We start from the raw sequence: 23,048 nt of genomic DNA, 5'->3' as shown, positions 1-23,048 counted from the left end.
TTGCAGTGTTGTCTGCATCAGCAACGAATATAAATATATCACCCGCTATATTTAATGTCAACACCTTTTTTCAATTTTTTTTTGCGAAAAAATGACATTTTCTGCATTACGTAAATGCATCTAACATAAAAACGTCACTTCTCGTGAGTGCTTCATGACTCAACAATAAACAGAACGCCCATGGTTCCTGGGCCGCAGTGGGATGAGACGACGCTTCCGGCTCGCGTCTCAATTATGTCAAGGAAAATTCCTAATTTTTCCAAAAAACTTCGTACTTCCTCTACTTTATCCCTGTCACAGCCTGAATGCGTGATAAAAACTCTGTCTTTTTTCGCCTTCCTAAGCTCATCTTCCATGTCTTTAACATAATTCATGATGCACTTATCTGCGCTTCCCCTATACTTCTTGTCGGGTCTCATAGTGCCACCGGACACAACGATCTTTGGATGTAGTTTAAGCGTGTTTCCCAAAAGAGCGGCAATTCCCGAACACCTTCCTCCCCTGTGCAGGAAAGTAAGGGTTTCTATAACGAAGCTGGCTCTGACTCTGCCCTTCACTTCTTCAATATACTCTGCAATCTCCGAGAGATTTTTTCCCATATTGGCTTGATCCACGGCTTCCATGACCAAAAGCCCGATTCCTGTAGAAAGATTAGCCGAATCAATTATTTTCACCCTGTCTTCAATTTCAAGTTCTCGGACTGCAAGCCTGCAATTGTTGTTGCTTGCGGACATAGACGCGGATATCGTAAAGACAATATACTCATCCTCCGAATTATCGCTAAATACATTCATATAATCCGAAACCGAAGGAGCTGCGGTCTTTGGCGTCTCTCCTGTTTCATTCGACCACTTGTATATCTCTTCGGGAGTGATATCTACTCCGTCTTTCTTTTCCTCATTACCGAGCCTTACATACAAGGGCACTATAACTATCCCATACTTATCAACGATTTCTTTTGAAAGATCACATGTGCTGTCTGAAACTATTCTGATCATATCCCTCTCCTGTCGTAAGTTGTTTTATTGTTTAGTTCCTGTCGAATTCAAAAAGCGGCACCTTTCATTACGAAAAAGTGCCGCCGTAACGCGTTCATAAATATGTTGCTTATCTTAAATTGATTTTCTGATCCTTACCGTCCTTTGTCATAATAAGTCCCAGAGTATCGACATTGGATGCATTTTTTTCATCGATCTGCGTAAGTATGGCAAGGCTCTCATGCGCCCTGGAATCTATCGTTCCAACGTATGAAGTAAGGTCATTTGGCAAGAATGTAACCGAAGAATAGCCTATATTCTTACCGTTTAGTATTATCTGGAATAAAAGATCCAATTTGAGCATATTTACGTCTTTTGCGGAATTAGACGCATTATAGAGGTCAAACCTCAGAACAAGTAGTTTTTTGCCCTTATCCGCGTTAATAACATAGCTCTTGGAACTCTCAGGATATGTACTCGAAACGGAATATCCCTGATAGGACAAAAAGATGTCATTCAGTATTTCCTGTGTATTATCGGCAGAAAGGGTTATCGTACCGGTTTCACCCGCGCCTGAAGAAGTGCTCTTTGAGCCTTCCTCGGATTTGTCCTTAGAAGCGTTTTCGGAACTCTCCTTTGAACTTTCTTCAGAACTTTCCGATGAACTGCTGTCTTTGCCCGCTTCATCAGTATCGCTTGCACCGGTAGAAGCTTCACTTCCGGAAGATGATACATCTGCGCTTATTTCGTCATCCTCATACTCATTCTGATAAGGACCGGGTGTTAAATGTGAACTGTTTTCCTCAGCTTTGGCAAGTTCCATAGCCTTAGCTTCCCTGCGCTTTTTCTCATAATTCACATCAACATACGTAAGCTTAGCCTGTTCGTTCCTTGAGTATTTCATTAATAGACCTACGGCATATTCAACAGTCTGGTCGTATTCTTCAGCCGTGAGCGAAGGAAACGCTTCCCCGCATCCGGTCAGAGCCATAACCATTCCTATCATAAATGCCGGCACAAAATACTTTTTCAAACGCATAAAGTCATCCTCTTTTGTCATTTAGTTTCAAGTTCAAAATAGAACTCAACGCCGTTCGCGTAGTTGATCACGCCGTAGTCCTGCTGCATGCTTTCCATTATTGCTTTAACAATGGAAAGGCCCACACCGCTTCCGCCGTATTCTCTTGTTCTGGCTTTATCAACCTTATAGAACTTATCCCAGATAAAATCGATATTTTCCTTCGGAATAGGTTCTCCCGTGTTAAATACGGATACTCTGACTTTGCCGTCTTTGTGAACAAGCTTTATCTCTATTATTTTATCACCGCTAACATGATTGATCGCGTTACTGTAATAATTCTGGAGAACTTCTTCGATCTTGAACTCATCTCCCCATACAAATATCGGATGATATTCGCCAAACTTTACGGTTACATCCTTCTGTTTAGCCAAAAGTTCTGCAGATCTGATATAGTTCTTTACCATCTCGACTATATCAAAGCGCTCCATATTCGCACTGTCGTTACCAAACTCAAGCTGGTTGAGCGTAAGGAGCTTTTTTACCATAATATTCATCTTGGATGCCTCATCCATGATAACTTCACAGTAAAAATTCCTGTTCTCCTCATCATCGTTTATGCCTTCCTTAAGACCCTCGGCATACCCTTGAATAAGTGCAATGGGAGTCTTAAGTTCATGAGATACGTTCGAAAGAAATTCCTTTCGCATCTCATCTATTTGTTCCTTCTTGGCAATATCATGCTTGAGTGCGATATTGGCATTCTTAAGATCTTTGATAGATGTTTCAAGCGTTTCGGACAGTTCATTCATATTCTTCCCGAGAACATCTATCTCATTTTTATAATCACTGTTATTTTCGTACTTGGCTTCAAAATTAAGCTTTTTCATCTCATCGGAAATAAGATATAGCTTCTTGATCGGAGCCGTAACTTTCTTGGATATAATAAGAACAAGCATTGAGCCGATACAAAGTGCGACAACACCGACATATGCCATGAATTTATTGGAGATTGCAACGCTGTCTTCGATACTCTCCATTTTCGAACGAATGAAAACGACATTTAGATTTATGCCGTCGGCCCTTTTTGCCGTTCCCCAAATGTCGATATATTCGCTGTTGTTACCGTTATCTATACTCTTCTGAAGAGTGTATCCGTTTCCGTCGTAAGTCCCCTGACTCAACACAAAATGGTCTTCTTCGACCGTTTTTTTGATAGGCGCAGGTTTCATAGACTGCATCAAACAATCAACCAGGACATTGACCAGCTGGTTGTTGCTCGAAACGCTCTTGATAACCTTTGTTTCATTATCACAAACTACCATATCAATATTATATCTTTCACAAATAAGGCGCATGTTGCGCTCAAATTCAAAAGATTCAATATTGTCATCGGCTATGGCGCTCACAACAAGCTCATAAGCCTCGATAATATTTTCTTTTTTCTTTTGCACATAGAATCGCTCAAGAAAAATAACATTTATGATAAACCACAATCCAAAGGTCACCAGCATTGTTAAAATAAATACTGCACTGATCTCTGCGCGCACGGAATGTGTCTTCACTTTTTTATCGATAGAAGTCTCAGTCTGTTTCAAACTTGTAACCCATTCCCCAAATAGTCTTTATCATATCGCCCTTATTTCCGAGCTTTCCGCGAAGTTTTTTTACATGTGTATCGATAGTACGTGCATCACCAAAATAGTCATAGTTCCACACATTATTAAGAATCTTCTCTCTGGAAAGAGCAACGCCCTTGTTTTCGAAGAAGAATGATAACAGTTCGAATTCCTTATAGCTAAGCTCAATATCTTTACCGTCAACCGTAACGCTGTGAGCGACTTTGTTAATTGTAATGCCGCCCTCTTCCATTACTTCGTTGGTTGTCACAATATTGGCTCTTCGCAAAATAGCCGAAACTCTGGCTGCAAGAATCTTGGGACTGAAAGGTTTTGATATGTATTCATCAACACCAAGCTCAAATCCGAGAAGCTCATCGCGTTCTTCCGATTTTGCGGTAAGCATTATGATGGGCACCTTGGAATTTTTCCTGATCTCTCTGCAGACTTCCCAGCCGTCTCTGTTAGGCATCATAACATCAAGAATAATAAGAGAAATCTCTTTGTCCTCATAAAAAATATCAAGCGCTTGCTGGCCGTCACCGGCCTCAATTACGATATAGCCATCCTTTATCAAAAAGTCTTTGACAAGCTTTCTCATTCTGCTCTCGTCATCAACAACCAAAATCTTTAAATCATCCACTCTGACTTTCCTCCTAACCTAGTCATTGTTCGCATCATCATAATAACCCTCAGAGCTTTCAATGCCAAGTTTTTTTTTCTGCTTCACGAATTACTTTTTCCCTCTGCGTAAGATCCTGCTCCCACGAAGAGTAACGGTTTGTCACATTCCTCTTGTAATTCAAAATATTATCGCTGTCACCGGTCGATGCGATAATGAACATTGCAATTACAATTATCAGTAAAAAGATATTTAGAATATATGGGAATAATCTCTTAAATTCTGCTTTGCTGTCCCTTGCATCAGGTTTGATCCTTTGCTGGATCGACAGATTTTCAAAAGCAGAATGCCTTGTAAGACTGACCGGTATCGGTATAGGAATAAGTTCTTCCTCCGAAAAGCCGCTCGCATATAGTTTTTCCCTAAGTCTTGCAAGATACTGCCATCCTATAGGGGACTTAAATATTTTATTCTCTATAGCCTTTTCGTATACAGCCTTTATATCATTGGGTCTGCTTGCCTTCACACGCTCTTCCAGAACTTTTATCTTGGACAGATCCAAAGACGCCTTCTGAGCATCAAGTTCAGACAAGAAGTCATAACCCCCCACTATAAAATTTGCATCTGTACGCTCATCATTGATTGCCATATTCAACTCCGTATGAAGCTATGAATACGCTGACACTCCTAGCTTTCAAAGTTTTATTTCTCCATGTAAGAGGCTTTGGTCTGTTAAAGTAGAACTTACCTTCCTCATCGCCTCCTGTGTCAACGCAGAGCCCCCAATACGCACCACTTGGCGGATTTGGAAGCATTATCTGTATATCTTCCCAATAAGCATTTATCGCAAGATATACTATGTCATCACGGCCCTTCTTTTCATCAAAGCCGGCAAAACGCACGCATATAACCTTTGAGTCCTTTGTGATATTTCCGTTGTCCGGATTCTCTGTATGAACAGACACAAAGGGCAAGCCGCATTTAGCTCTCTCAAGGTCTTTTCGTATCGCCGCATGCTTTCTCCTAAACTGAACAATATTCCTGTAAAAAGAGAAAAAGGCTTTATTCTTTTCAAGAAGATTCCAGTTAAGCCATGATATTTCATTATCCTGACAATACGCATTGTTATTGCCAAACTGCGAATTGCCAAATTCATCTCCCGCATAGATCATGGGAGTTCCTCGGCTGCACATAAGAACAGTCACAGCATTTCGCATCATCCTGAATCGCAGGTCAAGAACGCCGGGATCATCGGTATCACCTTCATATCCGCAATTCCAGCTCCTGTTATCGTTTGCGCCGTCCGTATTGTTCCAGCCGTTATCTTCATTATGCTTGTTATTATATGCATAAAGATCGTAAAGTGTAAATCCGTCATGACAATTTATAAAGTTAACAGAGGACTCATATCCCATATACGATCCGCCATACAAATCCATGGAGCCTGTAATTCTCTTAACAGCCTCCGGAGCAGCCCAAATATCGCCTTTAAGATACGATCTTATGTCATCTCTGTACTTACCGTTCCACTCTGCCCAGCGCTTCCACGAAGGAAAACTACCTACCTGGTACATTCCGCCGGCATCCCACGCTTCGGCAATAAGCTTGACATTTCCCAAGATGGGATCGTAAGCAATTCTCTGAATAAGCGGCGGTCTCTCCATAGGTGCGCCGTCCTGATCTCGTCCAAGGATACTTGCAAGATCGAATCTGAAACCGTCAACTCTGTACTCTTCCACCCAATAGCGAAGGCACGAAACAATATACTCCTGAACCATAGGATGATTACAGTTCATAGTGTTGCCGCATCCGCTAAAATTATAATACTTTCCGTCAGGTGTAAGCAGATAATAAATATTATTGTCAAAGCCTTTAAACGAGATAAAAGGCCCGTATTCATTGCCCTCCGCCGTATGGTTAAATACAACATCAAGGATAACTTCTATATGCCTCTTCTTGAGCTCTTTTATCATATATTTAAGCTCAACACCTTCCTTGTTGTGCTCGGCTTCATGCGAATAACTCGTATTGGGAGCAAAAAAAAGCCGTGGTATTGTATCCCCAATAATCAAGAAGTATCCTTCCGTTTGCAACTCGCATATCACGAGTCTCATCAAACTCAAAAATAGGCATCAGTTCAACAGCCGTGATCCCAAGTGCTTCGAGATAATCCGCTTTCTCGGTAATTCCTTCAAATGTTCCTCTACACTTTACGCCTGATGATTCATCCATCGTAAAGCCTCTTACATGCATCTCGTAGATTATCGTGTCGCACATGGGAGTTCCAAGGCTCGACACATCATCCCACGCAAAATTCTGCCTTACCACTCTCGCCCTATATGTACCTGAAGTGAGGTTTTCGCCCCATATTCTCTGTCCGGATACCGCTTTTGCAAAAGGATCGAGCAATGTATTTTCCTTGTCAAAAAGAAGCCCTTTATCAGGATCCCAAGGCCCATCCACGCTATAACAATATTCAAGGTTCTCAATGTCCAGTCCAAAAACGATCATTGAATAAACCTTTCCTATCTTGTAGCTCTCAGGGAAAGGAATCGTCACAAAAGGCTCCTTATCATTTCTGTGATACAAAAGAAGCGCAATAGATGTCGCACCGTTGGAATAAATCGTAAAATTAATCCCACCGGGAAGCATAGTTGCCCCATACAAATCAGCAATGCCGGGCCTTATTTTATAGCCGTTAACCTCATCCAAAGGAATAAACTGACGTTCAATTTCGTTTTCCTTCAGTTCAACACCCTGCCTTTTTTCGGCATCTATTAACTTTCTGCTTTTTTTATGCCGTCTGTATTCACTCATGCATTAATTTTACCATAATATTCATTAAATAAGCGTTAAAAAGAGCTATCAAACGTAAATATTTACATCTGATAGCTCTAAAATTTTTAATAATTAAACAGGATATGCTCCGTTCTTTGTATCAGCGGCAGCAACATCAACCGATGTCTGCTGTGCCATACGATACTTGAAGAAGTCTGTAGCAACCTGAGGGAAGAGTGCGTATGAAAGAACGTCCTCATCCTGCTGCTTCCACTGCTTAACGTCCTCTTCGAACTTCTTAAGTCCGGGCTCAAGCTTATCTGCAGGTCTGCATGTGATAACTTCTCTGTCGCCGATGATCTTCTTCTGAACTTCGGGATTGAAAGGCTTGATTGTCTTTCCGTACTCACCAGCAAGAAGATCCTTTGTCTGGTCTGTAGCAACCTTGTATCTCTCGCCCATAAGAACGTTCATAACAGCCTGTGTTCCAACGATCTGTGAAGAAGGTGTAACAAGCGGAGGCTCACCGAAGTCCTTACGAACCTGAGGGATTTCCTCAAGCACTGTATCGTACTTGTCGCTTGCGTTCTGCTCTTTAAGCTGGCTAACCATGTTAGAAAGCATTCCGCCGGGAACCTGATACATAAGAGTCTTAATGTTAACACCAAGAACCTTTGCATCCATAAGGCCGCTTGCAAGGCACTCCTCTCTGTAAGGTCTGAAGTGATCTGCGATCTTAGCAAGAAGTTTCTGATCAAGACCTGTCTCGAAAGGCTGTCCCTTAAATGCTTCTACCATAACCTCAGTAGCAGGCTGTGATGTACCGAGTGCGAAAGGAGAAATTGCGCAGTCGATGATATCAACACCGGCCTCAGCTGCCTTCATGTATGTCATGCTGGCAACACCTGAAGTGTAGTGTGTATGAAGATCGATAGGAAGCTTTGTAGCACTCTTAAGAGCTTTAACAAGCTTCTCAGCCTCATAAGGAAGAAGAAGTCCTGCCATATCCTTGATACAGATTGAATCTGCACCCATAGACTCAATATCCTTAGCGATATTCATCCAGTACTCTTCTGTATATGCATCACCAAGTGTGTATGCAAGAGCGATCTGAGCATGTCCGCCCTCTTTCTTACATGCCTTAACCGAAGCCTCAAGGTTTCTAAGGTCGTTAAGACAGTCGAAAATTCTGATTATATCAATACCGTTTGCGATTGACTTCTGAACGAAGTAATCAACAACGTCATCCGGATAATGCTTGTATCCGAGAATGTTCTGTCCACGAAGGAGCATCTGAAGCTTTGTATTCTTAAAGCCTGCTCTTAACTTACGAAGTCTCTCCCAGGGATCTTCCTTAAGGAATCTCATGCAAGCATCGAATGTTGCACCACCCCAGCACTCTACTGCGTTATATCCAACCTGATCCATTGTATCAATGATAGGCAACATAACCTCTGTGGGCATTCTTGTTGCGATAAGTGACTGATGAGCATCACGCAGAACAGTCTCATTGATACGAATTGGTTTCTTTTCAATATCTGCCATATCTATTTTCACCCTTTCTGTGATTTATACTCCAAATACTGCCATGAATGTACCTGCAACTACCGCTGTACCGATAACACCGGCAACGTTAGGTCCCATTGCATGCATGAGCAGGAAGTTGGAAGGATCGTATTCTGCACCAACTTTCTGTGATACACGAGCTGCCATCGGAACGGCTGATACACCGGCTGATCCGATAAGCGGATTGATCTTGCCCTTCGTAATGAAGCACAACAGCTTACCAAGAAGGCAACCTGCCGCAGTTCCGATAGCGAATGCGCAAAGACCAAGAATAACGATCTTGATTGTTGTCATATTAAGGAAAGCCTCAGCACTTGTTGTTGCACCAACAGAAGTTCCGAGAAGGATAACTACAATGTACATAAGTGCATTTGAAGCTGTCTCCTGGAGCTGACGAACAACGCCTGACTCTCTGAATATATTTCCAAGCATCAACATTCCGATAAGAGGAGCTGTTGTGGGAAGAATCATACTAACAACTACTGTAACTACTACAGGGAAAAGAATCTTCTCAAGTTTAGTAACTTCTCTAAGCTGCTGCATCTTGATTGTTCTTTCCTTCTGAGTTGTAAGAAGTTTCATGATAGGCGGCTGGATCATGGGAACCAGTGACATATATGAATATGCCGCAACCGCAATAGGTCCTAAAATTGCTGTCTGATGAAGCTTAGAAGCCAAGAAAATTGAAGTAGGGCCGTCTGCTCCACCGATGATTGAAATAGCTGCTGCAGCCTGATCGTTGAAACCAAGTGCAATAGCAATAAAGTAAGCTGCAAAAATACCGAACTGTGCAGCTGCACCCATAAGGAAACTTATAGGGTTTGCAATAAGCGGTCCGAAATCCGTCATAGCACCTACACCCATGAAAATAAGAGAAGGAAGAATTGCCCACTCATCAAGGATGTAGAAGTAATGTAACAATCCACCTGCAGACTCGCCAACAGGCTCAGCCATAATAGCAGGATAGATATTTACAAGAAGCATACCAAACGAAATCGGAACCAAAAGTAATGGCTCAAATCCCTTGGCAATTGCAAGATACAGGAAAACCAATGCTACGACAACCATGACATAGTTGCCGACAGACATTGAAGTAAATGCAGTTTGATCCCAGAGATTAGATAATGTCTTAACTATGTAATCCATTTTTTATCCTCATTTCTGTATAAAATAATACTTTCTCTGATTCATCAATTAAGAGTTGCAAGAACTGTTCCTGCCTCTACAGAATCGCCTGCTGCAACATCAATACTTGCAACTGTTCCGTCTGAAGGAGCTACCATAGGGATCTCCATCTTCATAGACTCAAGAGTGATAACTGTATCGCCCTTCTTTACAGCCTGTCCAACGCTGGCATTGATCTTAAGGATCTTTCCGGCAGCACCTGCCTCAACCTTGATTGAACCAGCACCTGCGCTTGCCTTCTTAACAGGAGCTACAGGAGCCTTAGGTGCACTTGAAGCTACAGGAGCTACTCCGCTTCCTGCGCCTTCTTCTACTGTTACATCATATACGTTTCCGTTTACGGTTATTGTATAGTTTTTCATTGTTTCTCCTTTCATCCGACACAGATTCAAGTCTCCGTGTACCCGATGTCATTATTAGAATTTTTTCCAATTATTGTTTACTTTTCTGATCGATCTTACACGGAATCCATCTGTGCTTCCGCTTCCCTCGTACGCAGCGATCGCAGCGGCGATAACGGCAACGAGCTCTGAATCTCCTGAGAGATCTTCCTGCTCAGCAATCTGGCTTATTGTGTTATCCATTGCCTTTGCTGCAATATCTTTGTCGCTTACTTTTTTCTTCTTCTCTCCGAAAAGAACAGGGAAAAGACAGATGATAAGCGAGATGAGAATAAGGATGGCAAAAGCCATTCCCATGCCGAGAAGTGTATTAAGACCGGCATTCGTAAGTTTCTCTCCAAGTGTCTTGTTTACCGTAACACCTGCATCACGAATACTGAAATCATTGTTGATATAGAGCTGCAAAAGCGCGGAATGTTTTGTTCCCTGAATTGTAGCATCTACAACAAGAACATCATCATCGTTGATGTAGTATTTTACATCGGTAACTTTTATATCATCATTGAGAGTCTCAACACTGTTAAAACCAACTTCTTCAACTGCCTTGTACCAGCTTATATATCCTGACTTAATAGCATTAAAATCATCTTCATTGACTTCCTTGATGGTAAGGTTATTCTCATCAAATTTCATTGCCAAGCCAAGATACTGCTTCTCATCGAAGTTTTCGGGTGTGATATCGTTAAGATACCATCCCTCAAAAACTTTATCCTCGATATATGTTGCATACTGCTCCAATGAATCAGGTTTAAACAGTTCTTTTGGATATCTGTAACTGTCCAAGGAGCCTTCTGCAGCTTCACCGCAAGCACTGAGTCCAAAAAGGCAGCTGAGTATCACTCCCAAAACTAAAATTTTACGTTTCATTTTGAGCGCTCCCTTCATTATACTGTACCGTGCTTCTTTGCAGGACGTTCATCCCTCTTGGTGAAAAGCATCTCAAAAGCACCGATCACATACTTTCTTGTATCGGCAGCTTCGATGATCTCATCAACATATCCTCTCGCAGCAGCACTCTTAACATTGTTCTGAAGCTCTGCATAATCAGCTGCAGCCTTTGCAACAGTATCTGCATCTTTTCCATCACAAATAATCTTTGCAGCAAGTTTTGCATCCATTGATCCGATCTGTGCACCGGGCCAGCTGATAGTGATATCTGCTCCGATTGCCTTAGAATTCATGATCACATAAGCACTTCCGAATGCCTTGCCTGTAATAAGGTTAACCTTAGGTACTGTAGCATTTGCAAGTGCATAAACAAGCTTACCAGCAGCCTTTGCAACATGCTTCTCATCACACTTTGATGAACCGAATCCTGTTGCATTTGTGATTGTAAGAACAGGAAGATCAAAAGCATCGCAGAAGTTTACGAACTCTGCAGCCTTCTCGCATGCATGAGCTGTAAGCTTATCATCGAACTTCTCAGAAGCCTTTCCGTTCTCGTCATATATAGCTGTACGGTTTCCAACAAGTCCAACAGTTGCTCCGTTGAGTCTTATGAAACCGGTAACCATCTCTTTTGCATAGTCTCTCTTTGTCTCAAAGAAAAGACCGTTGTCAGCAATCTGACCTGCAATAACAGCGGGATCCTCGATAGCACCGTCAAGGTTCTCGCATGCTCTGTTGAGATCGTCAGAGCACTCCTTGTATGCATCTGCATCCTCGTTGTTTGAAGGAAGAAGAGATACAAGTTCTCTGATTTGTGCATAAACAGTAGCTTCATCGGCAACAACATCTACATTGCCAACCTCAGAACTCTGCCACTTTGCACTGGATGTATCACATTTCTCTTTATAGTTGCCCTCAAGAGCATTAGGTGAATTAACGAAAAGCTTAGCCTTCTCAGACTCCATGAATGTGAAGTCTGTGATTGAAGGGATAAGTGCAAGTCCACCGCCACATGATCCGAAGATCGCTGTAATCTGAGGAACAACGCCCGAAGCCTCCACCTGCTTAAGATAAATCTCTCCAAATGCGTTGAGCGCATCTGTTGCCTCCTGAAGACGAAGTCCTGCTGAATCGATAAGTCCGATTACAGGAGATCCTGTCTTGATAGCCAGATCGTACAGGCGAACGATCTTCTTAGCGTGCATCTCACCTATAGAACCGCCAAGTACTGATGCATCCTGACTATAAACATACACCAGATTACCGTCTATAACACCATAGCCGGTAACAACACCGTCTGAAGGTGTTTCTTCCTGTTTCAGATTGAAATCTGTGTTTCTGGCTGTCACAAGAGCACCAATTTCAACGAAACTGTTTTCGTCGAGCAAAGAGATAATTCTTTGACTCGCTTGTGAAGAACTACTCATTTTTCTTTAACCTCCGTAAATATATTTAAGTTATGTTAATCTTTTGGAAAAAGAACGCAACTTAAGTCAGAATATAGTATAGCAAAAAAGAAAGTCAAAAAAAAGGAAAAAAGCATTTTTTCTGCCTTTTTCCGAAAACATTATATTATAAAATCAAATATCCAGCTTGACATTAACTTCCTGCTCTGCCTCAGCTTTGAATTCTTCAACCTGAACAGCACCTACTGTAGGCAGCTCCTCAAGCGACTTTACGCCGAAACTTCTAAGGAATTCTTCCGTCGTTCCAAAGAGAAGCGGTCTTCCCGGAGCATCAAGTCTTCCGAGCTCCTGAATGAGCCCGAACTCAACAAGACGATTTACCGCGTGATCGCTGTTAACACCTCTTATCTTCTCCACTTCAAGCCTTGTTATGGGCTGTTTGTAAGCGACTATTGAAAGTGTCTCCATAAGAGAATCGGTAAGAACCGCCTTTCTCGGAGTCTTTGCTATTTTTACAAGGTACTCGTACATCTCTTTTTTGGTACAGAGCTGTACAGCATTCTCAAGTTCGATAATACCGATGCCGCTGTCTTCGTTTTCATATTTGGTCTTGAGATATTCTATGCTCTCTTTGACCTCTTTTGCACTCGCTTCCATAGCTTTCGCCAAAGCACTTATCTCAACGGAATCTCCCATTGTAAAAAGGATTGCTTCTATGATCGCTGCGCCTTCTTTACTTGTCATGGTATCAACTTGCCTTTCTTGATTTGATAATGATATCTCCGAACGTCTCGTCCTGCTCTATCTCAATTTCTCCAAGCTTCATCTCTTCAAGCATAACCAGAAATGTCACGATTATCTCTGTCTTGCTGTGTTGCTTTTCAAGAAGCTGCCTAAAGCTGAATCTGTCATGTTCCCGTATGTATGCCTTTATATAAAGAGTCTTGGCATCCATATCGACCTCTTCTTTTTCGATATTTCCGAATCTGCTTCTGATAGGATCGACCTTATCCTCCTGCCTCTTAAGAAGCTCTTGGAAGATTGAATTAAGTTTGGAAAGTGTCGCATCCCCTATAAGATCGGAAAAATCGATTGGAGCCTCATACTCGCTGACTTCCTTAGGTATATTCCTGCTTCTGAACCACTGCATGTCAGCTTCCTGCTGTCTGTCTTTGAGTTCGTCAGCCATAAACTTGTACATCTTGTATTCAAGAAGTTTCTCTACAAGTTCTGCTCTCGGATCCTCTTCCTCTCCGTCCTCATTGACTTCCTTGGGAAGAAGCATCTTACACTTGATATCTATGAGTGTCGCAGCCATTACAAGGAATTCGCTTGTAACTTCCATATCATCCCTCTGCATGGCATTTATATAATCCATGTACTGCTCGGTGATCGTAACGATCGGGATATCATAGATATCTATTTTGTTTTTGTCTATAAGGTGCATGAGAAGATCGAGAGGACCTTCAAAGACCTGCAGTTTTACCTCAAGTGACATTTATTTCGCCTCATGTATTTTAATAACATCCACCTCGCAGGGATTGAACATTCTGACCTGGATCGTATGTGTTCCAAGCCCCCTGCTGAGGACCAGATGTTTTTTATCAATCTCAAAATGTCCGCCGTCATATTTAGGAAAAAGAGCTATCGTAGGCGAGATAACACCTCCAAGGAGCGGCAGTCTGACTATACCTCCGTGAACATGTCCCGCCACCGTAAGATCGGCGCCCCATTTCGCATACTCTTCAAAATACTGGGGATTGTGTGCTATAAGAATCTGGAACTCTTTCTTTGAGCTGTCGCCCAAAGTTCTCTTTAAAAATCCGGGTTCCATTTTTCTTTTTAAGATCTTGCGATAATAGTTCATATTAAGGTCAAGACCCGTTATCCTGATGTTCCCGTCCGCAATTCCCACCGACTCATTCTCTAAAAAGGTTACTCCCGCCTTCTTAAGTCTGCTCTTATATCTGTCATAGAAATTACCGTAATCCGAGGTCCAAATCTTAAGCCTGTACTCATGATTGCCATTCGCATAATAAAACGGATACTTCTTTGCAAGGCTCTTTGCCAGTTCAAATCCCGGTTCATACTTTATCGGCTTTTTATCCTTGCGCGCGTTAAAAAGGTCTCCCGCACAGAGTATAATATCCGGCTTTACGGCATCAATCGCATCGACCAGCTTTTCATTATTTTTGCCAAACGAATATCCATGAAGATCGGAAATCAGAACAAAAGTGTGATCGCCCTTTATCTTATCCGACTCAAGGTCATAAGTCCGTACAACAAAATTATGCGTGTCATGATAAATTACAACAACGCACAATATTATAAACAAAATTATTGCTGCAGCACAATAAAAAAATGTCATATATAAATACTCTCAAATCCGTTTATTTCATTTCAAAAATCACCAAGAGATATTATAGCATAAAAAAATATCCGCGAGGTGCACATCCGAAGCATAAAAAAAATCCCTGGAAACTCCAAGGATTTTTTCACATTTAAATTTAGTTATATTTGCGCTTTCTTGCTGCTTCAGACTTCTTCTTGCGTCTAACGCTAGGCTTTTCGTAGTGTTCTCTCTTACGAATTTCCTGCTGGATTCCAGCCTTCGCACAACTTCTCTTAAAGCGACGCAATGCGCTATCCAAAGTCTCGTTTTCTTTTACTACTACAGTTGACATCTTCTACTCTTACCCTCCCTTCAGTCCCTTCAAGCACATGACTGATTGGGTTATTTATTATGTTTTAAGCCCATTAAAGCTCACATAACAAAAATATTATAGCACAAAATACTTTGTCGTCAAGCACTAATTCGTAAGTAACATATTTTTCTATCGTATTTTTTATTTGATTTTCTTTTGTCCCTCTTTGTAGGTATGAATAACAAACCGCTTCTTTCCTCCCGTAAAGCCGCTACAGGTTGAAAGCGTAAGGATTGACGGCCTTTTGTCAAAGGCTATTTCTTTTTCAATCCCCCATTGATCGTTTGAAAAGATATATTCCATAAAACGGTCGTATCCCTCGTCATCCGTAACTTCACTGTACGCTTCGCTCCCCGCAGTCGTTATCTCGTAGGCAAACGCTTCGTATCTGAATATCGTATCGCCCGTATAAATATACACATACGGATTATCTTTGAGAAGATTACTGTTTTCCGGAGAATAAACTTTCTTTAAACTTCCAAACATTGAACCGTCTTTCATGTTATGACCAAATATCATATCATGCAATCCGCAAAAGTTTTCGTCACTGAGGACATCCTCAAAAAGACTTCCGGCGTAGCTTTCCTTACCTTCAATAGTCTTATGCAGATACTCGTCTATCTCCTTTTCTTTTACGACAGGATAACTGATATCGAGGCACGGAATGTATATCCACGCTGTAATATCGGGATTCCTTTCCTTTAGTTTCTCAATATCAACCTCCATGTCGGGATAGCCGTCATCAGTTTTATCAGCCGTCTCCAAAAGAGCATATTCACTTCGTATGCTGTCATATTCATTTACTGCCAAAGTCAGTTCTTTTTTATCTTTTACAACATTAACCGCCTCAATGGCGATAACTGCCACGCACAAGATAATTGCAGCTATTCTGATCTTGTTCTTCATACTACGCCCTTTACGTTTTTAACCTGAATATCAATTTATTATAAGTTCGGGATTAGCTTTTATCAACTGTCGCAAAGTCGTAGACATTCACCTTTCACAGAAAAAGAGACTACAGTTGCCCGCAGCCCCTTCTTCCGGCAGTTCAAGTATTATTTGAAGTAGCTTATTGATTCTTCAAGATCCATAGCAAGGTTCTGGAGTCTCCTTGCAGATTCATCAATTATCGAGAATGTAGCGTTAAGTTCCTGCATGGATGCATTTGTCTGCTCCGAAGATGCGGCATTCTCCTCAGAAATAGCCGAAAGATCCTGTACGATCTCGACAAGAGCAATCTTGGCATCATTCAGGTTATCGATCATCTTGGAGATGTTCTGTGTATTATCCGTAACAACCGCAACATTCTGAGACATCTCAGTCATATCATTCTGAGTGGACGCAATGTTCTCACCCTGAAGCGCAATACTTGCATTTAAGGAATCCATAACTTTTACGGAAGCCTGCGCATCCTCAAGAAGCTTTTCAACTATTGCTTTGATCTCATCAGCACTGCTCTTTGACTCATCGGCAAGCTGTCTAATCTCATCGGCAACAACCGCAAATCCCTTACCTGCTTCTCCCGCTCTTGCAGCCTCGATTGAAGCATTAAGTGAAAGAAGGTTTGTCTGGGAAGCAATTTCATTGATCGCATCTGAGAATTTGGCAATTTCGTTTGCACTGCTGTTTGTAGCGGTAATCGTCGTACCTATCTCTGTAACAGCCTCGGCAACGGCTGAATTCTGGGTTACTATTTCAACAAGAGCATCTGTAGCCTTGTCACAGCTTTGTTTCATACGGCTCGCAGCTTCATCAAGTGTAGATATATTCTCAGAAATAAGATCTATATTTGTTCCGATGGAATCCGTACTTGCAGCGGCATTTTGAACGCTTTCGGCCTGTGATACCGCGCCCTTACTAACTTCACCTATAGCATCCGTAACCTGAGAAGATGCAGAGGTTGCCTGTGAAGCAGAATCAGCCAGTTCAAGTCCGGCTTTATTCAGATCTTTTGACATGCTCTTTGTCTTAGAAATAACTTCATCAAGCTTTCTGTTAAGGAGTGATGTACTCTCGGCAATCGCACCGATCTCATTCTTGTTACCGATTATCTTTTCATCAAATTCGCCGTTAAGAGTACCGTTTGCGACTTCATCTATGAATCTTGCGATATTCTGCATCTGTGAAGATATCCTGATTGCCATATATACTCCAAAAGCAGTAACTACCAGTATAACAAAGACCGTAGTAATTATCATAGAGGAAATAATTTTGCCGGTATGTGCCTTAACATCCGAGGTTTCTCGTCCTGAAAATGCCATCGCAGCAACGCTTCCGTCGGAATTAAAAAGTGGGCAATAATATCCGTAATAAGGCATTCCTTCAATCATAAGAGAACCCGACGAATAATCACCTTTTCCATTAATTACCGCCTGTATTACTGCATCCGAAGCTTTTGTACCGATAAGCCTTTCATTTGTTCCGCTTTTATAGATTGTTGTAAGAACACGTGTATCGCCAAAAAAGATGGTATAATCGATACCCGTCTCAGAATGGATTGTATCAAGGATTCCTCCGAGCTCACCCGAAATAGATTCACCGCCTTTAAGAAGATTGCCGTCTTCAGACAGGCTCCAGTCGCCGTTATCATTAAGAGCTTTGGCTTCATCTGCCAGATGCTCTGTTGTAGCCTTAAGCTCCTCCAGGATAAGGTTGTTATATACCTTCTTGATATTCGCAGATGCCATAATCGTAAGCAATACCGCAACGGCGATTATTGTTGACACGGCTATAATAATTACATTGACAAGAAGTTTTTGTTTGTGTTGAACCTTTCCAGTATCCATGCAGTCTCTCCTTTCATAGACAACCCGATCCGAAAATATAATACACAAATCTATCTTTTTTAAATTGCTCTAAAAAAACAAATAACTTAATTATTATCCTGCCATCACCATCAATTATAACATTCAAGAAATAATTTCAAACACAATTCCGTTAATTTTAATCCATTTTATGATTATTTAATAATTTATAAATATACAATAAAAAAAGACGCCGAACTTAATCGTCATCTTTTTCATCATCAAATTCAGGATCAGTACTCCTGTTATAGTATACATTTTTCTCATTCTGAAGAGCTATGGTTCCAAGAATCGAAATCGCTATCAAAAATACCGCAACCCCTCCAATGAATCCAGCGACGGAAGACAGAGCACCTTTGTCTCTATCACGTTCCATTCCTACAGTATCGGAATTACTCATCTGGGTATTAGCCGAACTGCTAATAGCGCTCGATGCGTAACCGCTATCCCCCGAATCATTAAAAAGAGTTCGATAAATTCCTTCTGAAAAAATTTCATCCTGTGCCAATGCCGTAATACTTAATCCCTCAAACGTCATGGAAATCACAACAAATACTGCTATAACCTTCAATCCAATCAGAGAAACGGCAAATCTGCACTTCTCTTCCCACTGCATATATATACTATCTCCTCTACTCATAACGTCCTGCAAATCCTTTAGTCAACCTATTTTTTTAGCCATAAATAACTAGTAATAAAAACGTCCCCCGTCTTTTAAAAAAATCAACTCATAAACTTTACATGACTTAATTTTTATATCACATTTTCTAAAGGATTGTCAATACCCGTAGAAGCTATAATATTGCTTGTTATCACTGTGTAAAGTCGTGTTTTTGGCTTAACTGCCGCATCTTAAACGTTTTCAGAAAATTACATATTCATTAATAGAAATAGAAGTATTTTTAACTTTTATTTAATTTTCTAAAAAAAATACGAGGTAACCTTCAGTTACCTCGTAAAAATATGTTTTAAATATTCACACTAAACAGTAACGATTAATTATTTTATCTGGCCACTTAAAATCTTTTCAGCTTCCTTTAATGCATCCGGAATTCCTACAGGATTCTTACCGCCGGCCTGAGCCATATTGGGACGTCCACCGCCGCCGCCACCTACGATAGGTGCAACAGCTTTAATAAGATTACCTGCATGAGCTCCCTTAGCCATTGCGTCATCGGTAGCCATTGCAACAAGATTTACCTTGCCGTCATTCTCAGACACAAGGAGAATCACACCTCCGCCAATCTTGGTCTTCATCTGATCGCCAAGGTCACGAAGCCCGTTCATATCAACGTTCTTCACTGATACTGCAAGGAAATTAACGCCATTAATCTGCTTAACTTTATCTGTTACATCTCCGAGAGCTGCCTGAGCTTCTTTGCTCTTCAATGATTCATTTTCACTTCTGAGAGCCTTAAGTTCATCCTGAAGCTTTTTAATATGTGCCGAAACACCCTCTGAATTCGTTTTAAGAAGTTTTGCAACTTCATTAAGGGTATTTTCTGTATTTATATAATATTCTCTTGCATTTGAACCTGTAAGAGCTTCTATACGTCTTACACCTGCAGCAACACCGCTCTCTGATACGATCTTGAAAAGGCCGATTTTTCCGGTATTTGATACATGAGTACCACCGCAAAGCTCAACAGAGAAATCGCCCATTTCAACGACACGAACGACATCACCGTACTTCTCTCCAAACAATGCCATAGCGCCTGTCTTCTTGGCATCTTCCATAGACATTTCCTTGGTTGATACAGGAAGTGCCTCTGCAATCTTGGCATTAACAAGATCTTCAACCTTCTTGATCTCTTCGGCAGTCATAGCCTGATGATGACTGAAGTCAAATCTTGTCTTGTCAGGATCCTGATATGAACCGGCCTGCTCAACATGGTCTCCCAAAACAACTCTGAGAGCTTTCTGAAGAAGGTGTGTTGCAGAATGGTTTCTGCAAGTCTTAGCTCTGTTCTCGGCATCTACCAAAAGAGTAACCTTATCACCCTTCTTGATGCTTCCGGATACAACCTTACCTACATGGGCAATTCTTCCGCCGGCAACATGAATAGTCTCGGTAACTTCAATCTTAGTGCCCTTAGAGCCCTCGATAACACCGATATCGCCAACCTGTCCACCCATTGTACCGTAGAAAGGAGTCTTATCTGTAATAACAGTTACGTTGGCACCTTCCTTCGCACTGTCAACAAGCTTTGTCTCATCGGCAATAGCAACAATCTTGCCCTTTGCCTCAATATCTGTATATCCAACAAATTCAGACTGTACAGATGCATCAAGCGCATCAAATACACCCTCGTTGGTTGAAAGGTTAGCTGAGAAATTCTGATTGTCTCTGGCTTTCTGCTTCTGCTCTTCCATTGCAGATGCAAATCCCTTCTCATCAACAAGGAGTCCCTCTTCTCCTGCAAGCTCTACAGTAAGCTCTACAGGGAATCCGTAAGTATCATAAAGGAAGAATGCATTTCTTCCGTCAATCTCTTTCTTGCCTTCGCTCTTAGTCTTCTCAAGAATCTTGTTAAACTCTTTAAGACCGTTCTCAAGAGTGCTCTCAAAACGAGCAATCTCTCTTGAAAGTTCAGTAAGAACGAACTCACGATTCTTTACAAGATTCGGATAACTCTCATTGTATACCTTGTCGATATAGATTGAAGCCATCTCGATGATCTTATCCTTACCGAGATTGAGTGCTCTTGCGTGTCTTACGGCACGACGAATAAGTCTTCTGAGAATATATCCCGCACCTGTATTTGAAGGAAGAAGCTTAGCTTCATCTCCGATAAGCATAACAGATGTACGAATGTGATCTGCGAGAATTCTCATAGACTTTGTAGTCTTCTCATCCGCATTATACTTAACACCCGCATTCTTCTCGATATAACTGATAACAGGTGTAAATACGTCAACCTGATATACATCCTTGGAACCGTTAAGGAATGCAAGGATTCTCTCAAGTCCCCAGCCAGTATCAACATTCTTCTGCTTAAGAGGTGTAAGCGATCCGTCCTTATGCTTCTCATACTGCATAAATACGTCGTTACCAAGCTCTGTATATTTACCGCAGTCGCATCCGGGGCCGCAATTCGGTCCGCAATCCGGCTTATCGGCAATATAGAACATCTCACTGTCGGGACCGCAAGGACCGTATTCAAGTCCCCACCAGTTGTCCTCAGCGGGAAGATAATAAATGTTTTCCTTCTTAAAACCTGAAGCTATACGATACTTAGCACCCTCTTCATCTCTGGGAGCATTCTCATCGCCCGCAAAAACTGTTGCGGCAAGGTGATCGGCATCAAAACCAAAGACCTCCGTAAGAAGCTCATAGCTCCACTTACAACGATCTTCTTTGAAGTAATCCCCGAGACTCCAGCTTCCCATCATCTCAAAGAAAGTAACGTGGCTCTTGTCACCTACAGAATCAATATCATTAGTTCTTACGCATCCCTGAACATTGCAAAGTCTTTTTCCAAGCGGATGCTTCTTACCGAGAAGGTAAGGCATAAGAGGCTGCATTCCGGCAACATTGAACATAACACCGGTAGAACCGTCGGATACAAGAGAAACCGCACCGACATCAACATGTCCTCTGTCTATATAAAACTGCTTCCATGTCTTGCGCAGCTCGTTAGCTGTAAATTGTCTCATCTAATCACTCCTTAAAATGTAAACTTGTCAGCAAAATAAGTCTCCAGCTCATCAATAGCAACACGTTCCTGCTCCATGCTGTCTCTGAATCTTACGGTAACCTTACCGTCTGTCTCAGAATCGAAGTCATATGTGATGCAGAAAGGAGTTCCGATCTCATCCTGTCTGCGATATCTCTTACCAATGTTTCCACGGTCGTCGAATTCGCAATTATATTTCTTTGAAAGCTGAGCATAGATCTTCTCAGCGCCTTCATTAAGTTTCTTTGAAAGAGGAAGCACACCGATCTTAACAGGTGCAAGAGCGGGATGGAAATGAAGAACTGTTCTTACATCACCTTCTCCGATCTCCTCTTCATCATATGCTCCGCAAAGCATAGCAAGGAACAATCTCTCAACACCAAGTGAAGGCTCGATAACGAAAGGAAGATACTTAATTCTCTTCTCATCATCAAAATATGTCATATCCTCACCGGATACAGTCTGATGCTGTGTAAGATCGTAGTCTGTTCTGTCTGCGATTCCCCAAAGCTCGCCCCATCCGAACGGGAAGAGGAACTCGATATCAGTTGTTGCCTTTGAATAGAATGAAAGCTCTTCAGGATCGTGATCCCTTACTCTCATCTCTTCTTCCTTCATGCCAAGGCTCTTAAGGAAATCAATACAGAACTGTTTCCAATATGCAAACCAGTCAAGGTCTGTATCAGGCTCACAGAAGAACTCCATCTCCATCTGTTCGAATTCTCTTACACGGAAAATGAAGTTACCGGGTGTGATCTCATTTCTGAATGACTTACCAACCTGGCAGATACCAAAAGGAATCTTCTTACGTGATGTTCTCTGAACATTTTTGAAGTTAACAAAAATACCCTGTGCAGTCTCCGGACGAAGGTATACCGTATTCTTGGCATCCTCTGTTACGCCCTGGAAAGTCTTGAACATAAGGTTAAACTGTCTGATATCTGTAAAATTATGCTTACCACAGGAAGGACAAGGAATATTGTTCTCTTCAATATAAGCCTTCATCTGCTCCTGTGACCAACCGTCAACGCTTGACTCAAGTGTAATGCCGTTCTCTGCAGCATAGTCTTCAATGATCTTATCTGCTCTGAAACGCTCATGACACTCCTTACAATCCATAAGAGGATCGGAGAAACTTCCAATGTGTCCTGAAGCAACCCATGTCTGGGGATTCATAAGAATGGCACAGTCAACGCCTACGTTGGTAGGGCTCTCTTGAACAAACTTCTGCCACCAAGCTTTCTTAATGTTGTTCTTAAGCTCAACACCTAAAATTCCGTAATCCCATGTGTTTGCAAGTCCGCCGTAAATCTCACTGCCCGGATGTACAAAGCCTCTTCCCTTTGCAAGAGCTATAATTTTTTCCATTGTCTTTGCACTATTTTCCATTGTCTGTCTCCAT

At 41.7% G+C, this 23,048-nt stretch carries 19 protein-coding genes and 1 pseudogene; all 20 read right to left on the bottom strand.

Annotation, left to right across the window (positions count from 1 at the left end; all coding sequences use genetic code 11):
- Positions 1-152: 152 nt before the first annotated feature.
- The 20 genes and pseudogenes from CD00_RS0102795 to CD00_RS0102700 all read right to left on the bottom strand — a co-directional run bounded on the left by CD00_RS0102795 (position 153) and on the right by CD00_RS0102700 (position 23,035).
- The gene (locus tag CD00_RS0102795; protein ID WP_026654525.1) at positions 153-998 is read right to left on the bottom strand and encodes a DegV family protein; all 846 of its coding nucleotides are present in this window, start codon (positions 996-998) and stop codon (positions 153-155) included.
- Between the two features lie 109 nt (positions 999-1,107).
- The gene (locus CD00_RS0102790; RefSeq protein ID WP_034500924.1) at positions 1,108-2,016 is read right to left on the bottom strand and encodes a hypothetical protein; all 909 of its coding nucleotides are present in this window, start codon (positions 2,014-2,016) and stop codon (positions 1,108-1,110) included.
- Between the two features lie 17 nt (positions 2,017-2,033).
- The gene (locus CD00_RS0102785) at positions 2,034-3,593 is read right to left on the bottom strand and encodes an ATP-binding protein (RefSeq protein ID WP_330370294.1); all 1,560 of its coding nucleotides are present in this window, start codon (positions 3,591-3,593) and stop codon (positions 2,034-2,036) included.
- Positions 3,580-4,257 (bottom strand): response regulator transcription factor, encoded by a 678-nt coding sequence (locus CD00_RS0102780; RefSeq protein WP_026654520.1) that lies wholly within the window; start codon positions 4,255-4,257, stop codon positions 3,580-3,582. Before CD00_RS0102780 ends, CD00_RS0102785 begins: the two co-directional genes overlap by 14 nt.
- A gap of 58 nt (positions 4,258-4,315) precedes the next feature.
- Entirely contained in the window at positions 4,316-4,885 is a 570-nt protein-coding gene (locus CD00_RS0102775; protein WP_026654519.1) for a hypothetical protein, read from the bottom strand.
- Positions 4,872-7,053: pseudogene (locus tag CD00_RS16990) on the bottom strand (glycogen debranching protein). Before CD00_RS16990 ends, CD00_RS0102775 begins: the two are co-directional and overlap by 14 nt.
- A 93-nt stretch (positions 7,054-7,146) precedes the next feature.
- On the bottom strand, positions 7,147-8,559 hold the full coding sequence (locus CD00_RS0102765) for an oxaloacetate decarboxylase subunit alpha (protein WP_026514277.1): 1,413 nt from the start codon (positions 8,557-8,559) through the stop codon (positions 7,147-7,149).
- A 24-nt stretch (positions 8,560-8,583) separates the two neighbouring features.
- Positions 8,584-9,726 carry a sodium ion-translocating decarboxylase subunit beta gene (locus CD00_RS0102760; protein ID WP_026654518.1) on the bottom strand — a complete coding sequence of 381 codons (1,143 nt, stop codon included), beginning with the start codon at positions 9,724-9,726 and terminating at the stop codon, positions 8,584-8,586.
- A gap of 44 nt (positions 9,727-9,770) precedes the next feature.
- The gene (locus tag CD00_RS0102755; protein WP_026654517.1) at positions 9,771-10,127 is read right to left on the bottom strand and encodes a biotin/lipoyl-containing protein; all 357 of its coding nucleotides are present in this window, start codon (positions 10,125-10,127) and stop codon (positions 9,771-9,773) included.
- Positions 10,128-10,181: 54 nt separating this feature from the next.
- Positions 10,182-11,033 carry an OadG family transporter subunit gene (locus CD00_RS19040; RefSeq protein ID WP_185750379.1) on the bottom strand — a complete coding sequence of 284 codons (852 nt, stop codon included), beginning with the start codon at positions 11,031-11,033 and terminating at the stop codon, positions 10,182-10,184.
- Between the two features lie 17 nt (positions 11,034-11,050).
- Positions 11,051-12,481: an acyl-CoA carboxylase subunit beta gene (locus tag CD00_RS0102745; RefSeq protein WP_026654516.1), complete on the bottom strand. Its 1,431-nt coding sequence runs from the start codon at positions 12,479-12,481 to the stop codon at positions 11,051-11,053.
- Positions 12,482-12,634: 153 nt separating this feature from the next.
- Positions 12,635-13,204, bottom strand: a complete 570-nt coding sequence (gene scpB / locus CD00_RS0102740) for an SMC-Scp complex subunit ScpB (protein ID WP_026654514.1) — start codon at positions 13,202-13,204, stop codon at positions 12,635-12,637.
- Positions 13,205-13,208: 4 nt separating this feature from the next.
- Complete coding sequence (locus tag CD00_RS0102735) at positions 13,209-13,958, bottom strand: segregation and condensation protein A (protein ID WP_026654512.1); 750 nt, start codon at positions 13,956-13,958, stop codon at positions 13,209-13,211.
- Entirely contained in the window at positions 13,959-14,828 is an 870-nt protein-coding gene (locus tag CD00_RS0102730; RefSeq protein ID WP_034461934.1) for a metallophosphoesterase, read from the bottom strand.
- A gap of 139 nt (positions 14,829-14,967) precedes the next feature.
- Positions 14,968-15,144, bottom strand: a complete 177-nt coding sequence (rpsU, locus tag CD00_RS0102725) for a 30S ribosomal protein S21 (RefSeq protein WP_013280615.1) — start codon at positions 15,142-15,144, stop codon at positions 14,968-14,970.
- 162 nt (positions 15,145-15,306) lie between these two features.
- Positions 15,307-16,071 (bottom strand): class B sortase, encoded by a 765-nt coding sequence (locus tag CD00_RS16980; RefSeq protein ID WP_051594061.1) that lies wholly within the window; start codon positions 16,069-16,071, stop codon positions 15,307-15,309.
- A 149-nt stretch (positions 16,072-16,220) separates the two neighbouring features.
- Positions 16,221-17,951: a methyl-accepting chemotaxis protein gene (locus tag CD00_RS0102715; protein ID WP_026654510.1), complete on the bottom strand. Its 1,731-nt coding sequence runs from the start codon at positions 17,949-17,951 to the stop codon at positions 16,221-16,223.
- Between the two features lie 217 nt (positions 17,952-18,168).
- Complete coding sequence (locus CD00_RS0102710; protein WP_155841187.1) at positions 18,169-18,609, bottom strand: hypothetical protein; 441 nt, start codon at positions 18,607-18,609, stop codon at positions 18,169-18,171.
- A gap of 359 nt (positions 18,610-18,968) precedes the next feature.
- Positions 18,969-21,626: an alanine--tRNA ligase gene (alaS, locus tag CD00_RS0102705; RefSeq protein WP_026654506.1), complete on the bottom strand. Its 2,658-nt coding sequence runs from the start codon at positions 21,624-21,626 to the stop codon at positions 18,969-18,971.
- Positions 21,627-21,637: 11 nt separating this feature from the next.
- The gene (locus CD00_RS0102700) at positions 21,638-23,035 is read right to left on the bottom strand and encodes a glycine--tRNA ligase (protein WP_026654504.1); all 1,398 of its coding nucleotides are present in this window, start codon (positions 23,033-23,035) and stop codon (positions 21,638-21,640) included.
- Positions 23,036-23,048: the final 13 nt, after the last annotated feature.

This window comes from Butyrivibrio sp. AE3003, from assembly GCF_000686065.1.
Lineage (GTDB): Bacteria > Bacillota > Clostridia > Lachnospirales > Lachnospiraceae > Butyrivibrio > Butyrivibrio hungatei_A.
The sequence above is the reverse complement of the archived record's forward strand: the minus strand, read 5'-3'. Positions and strand labels throughout refer to the sequence as shown.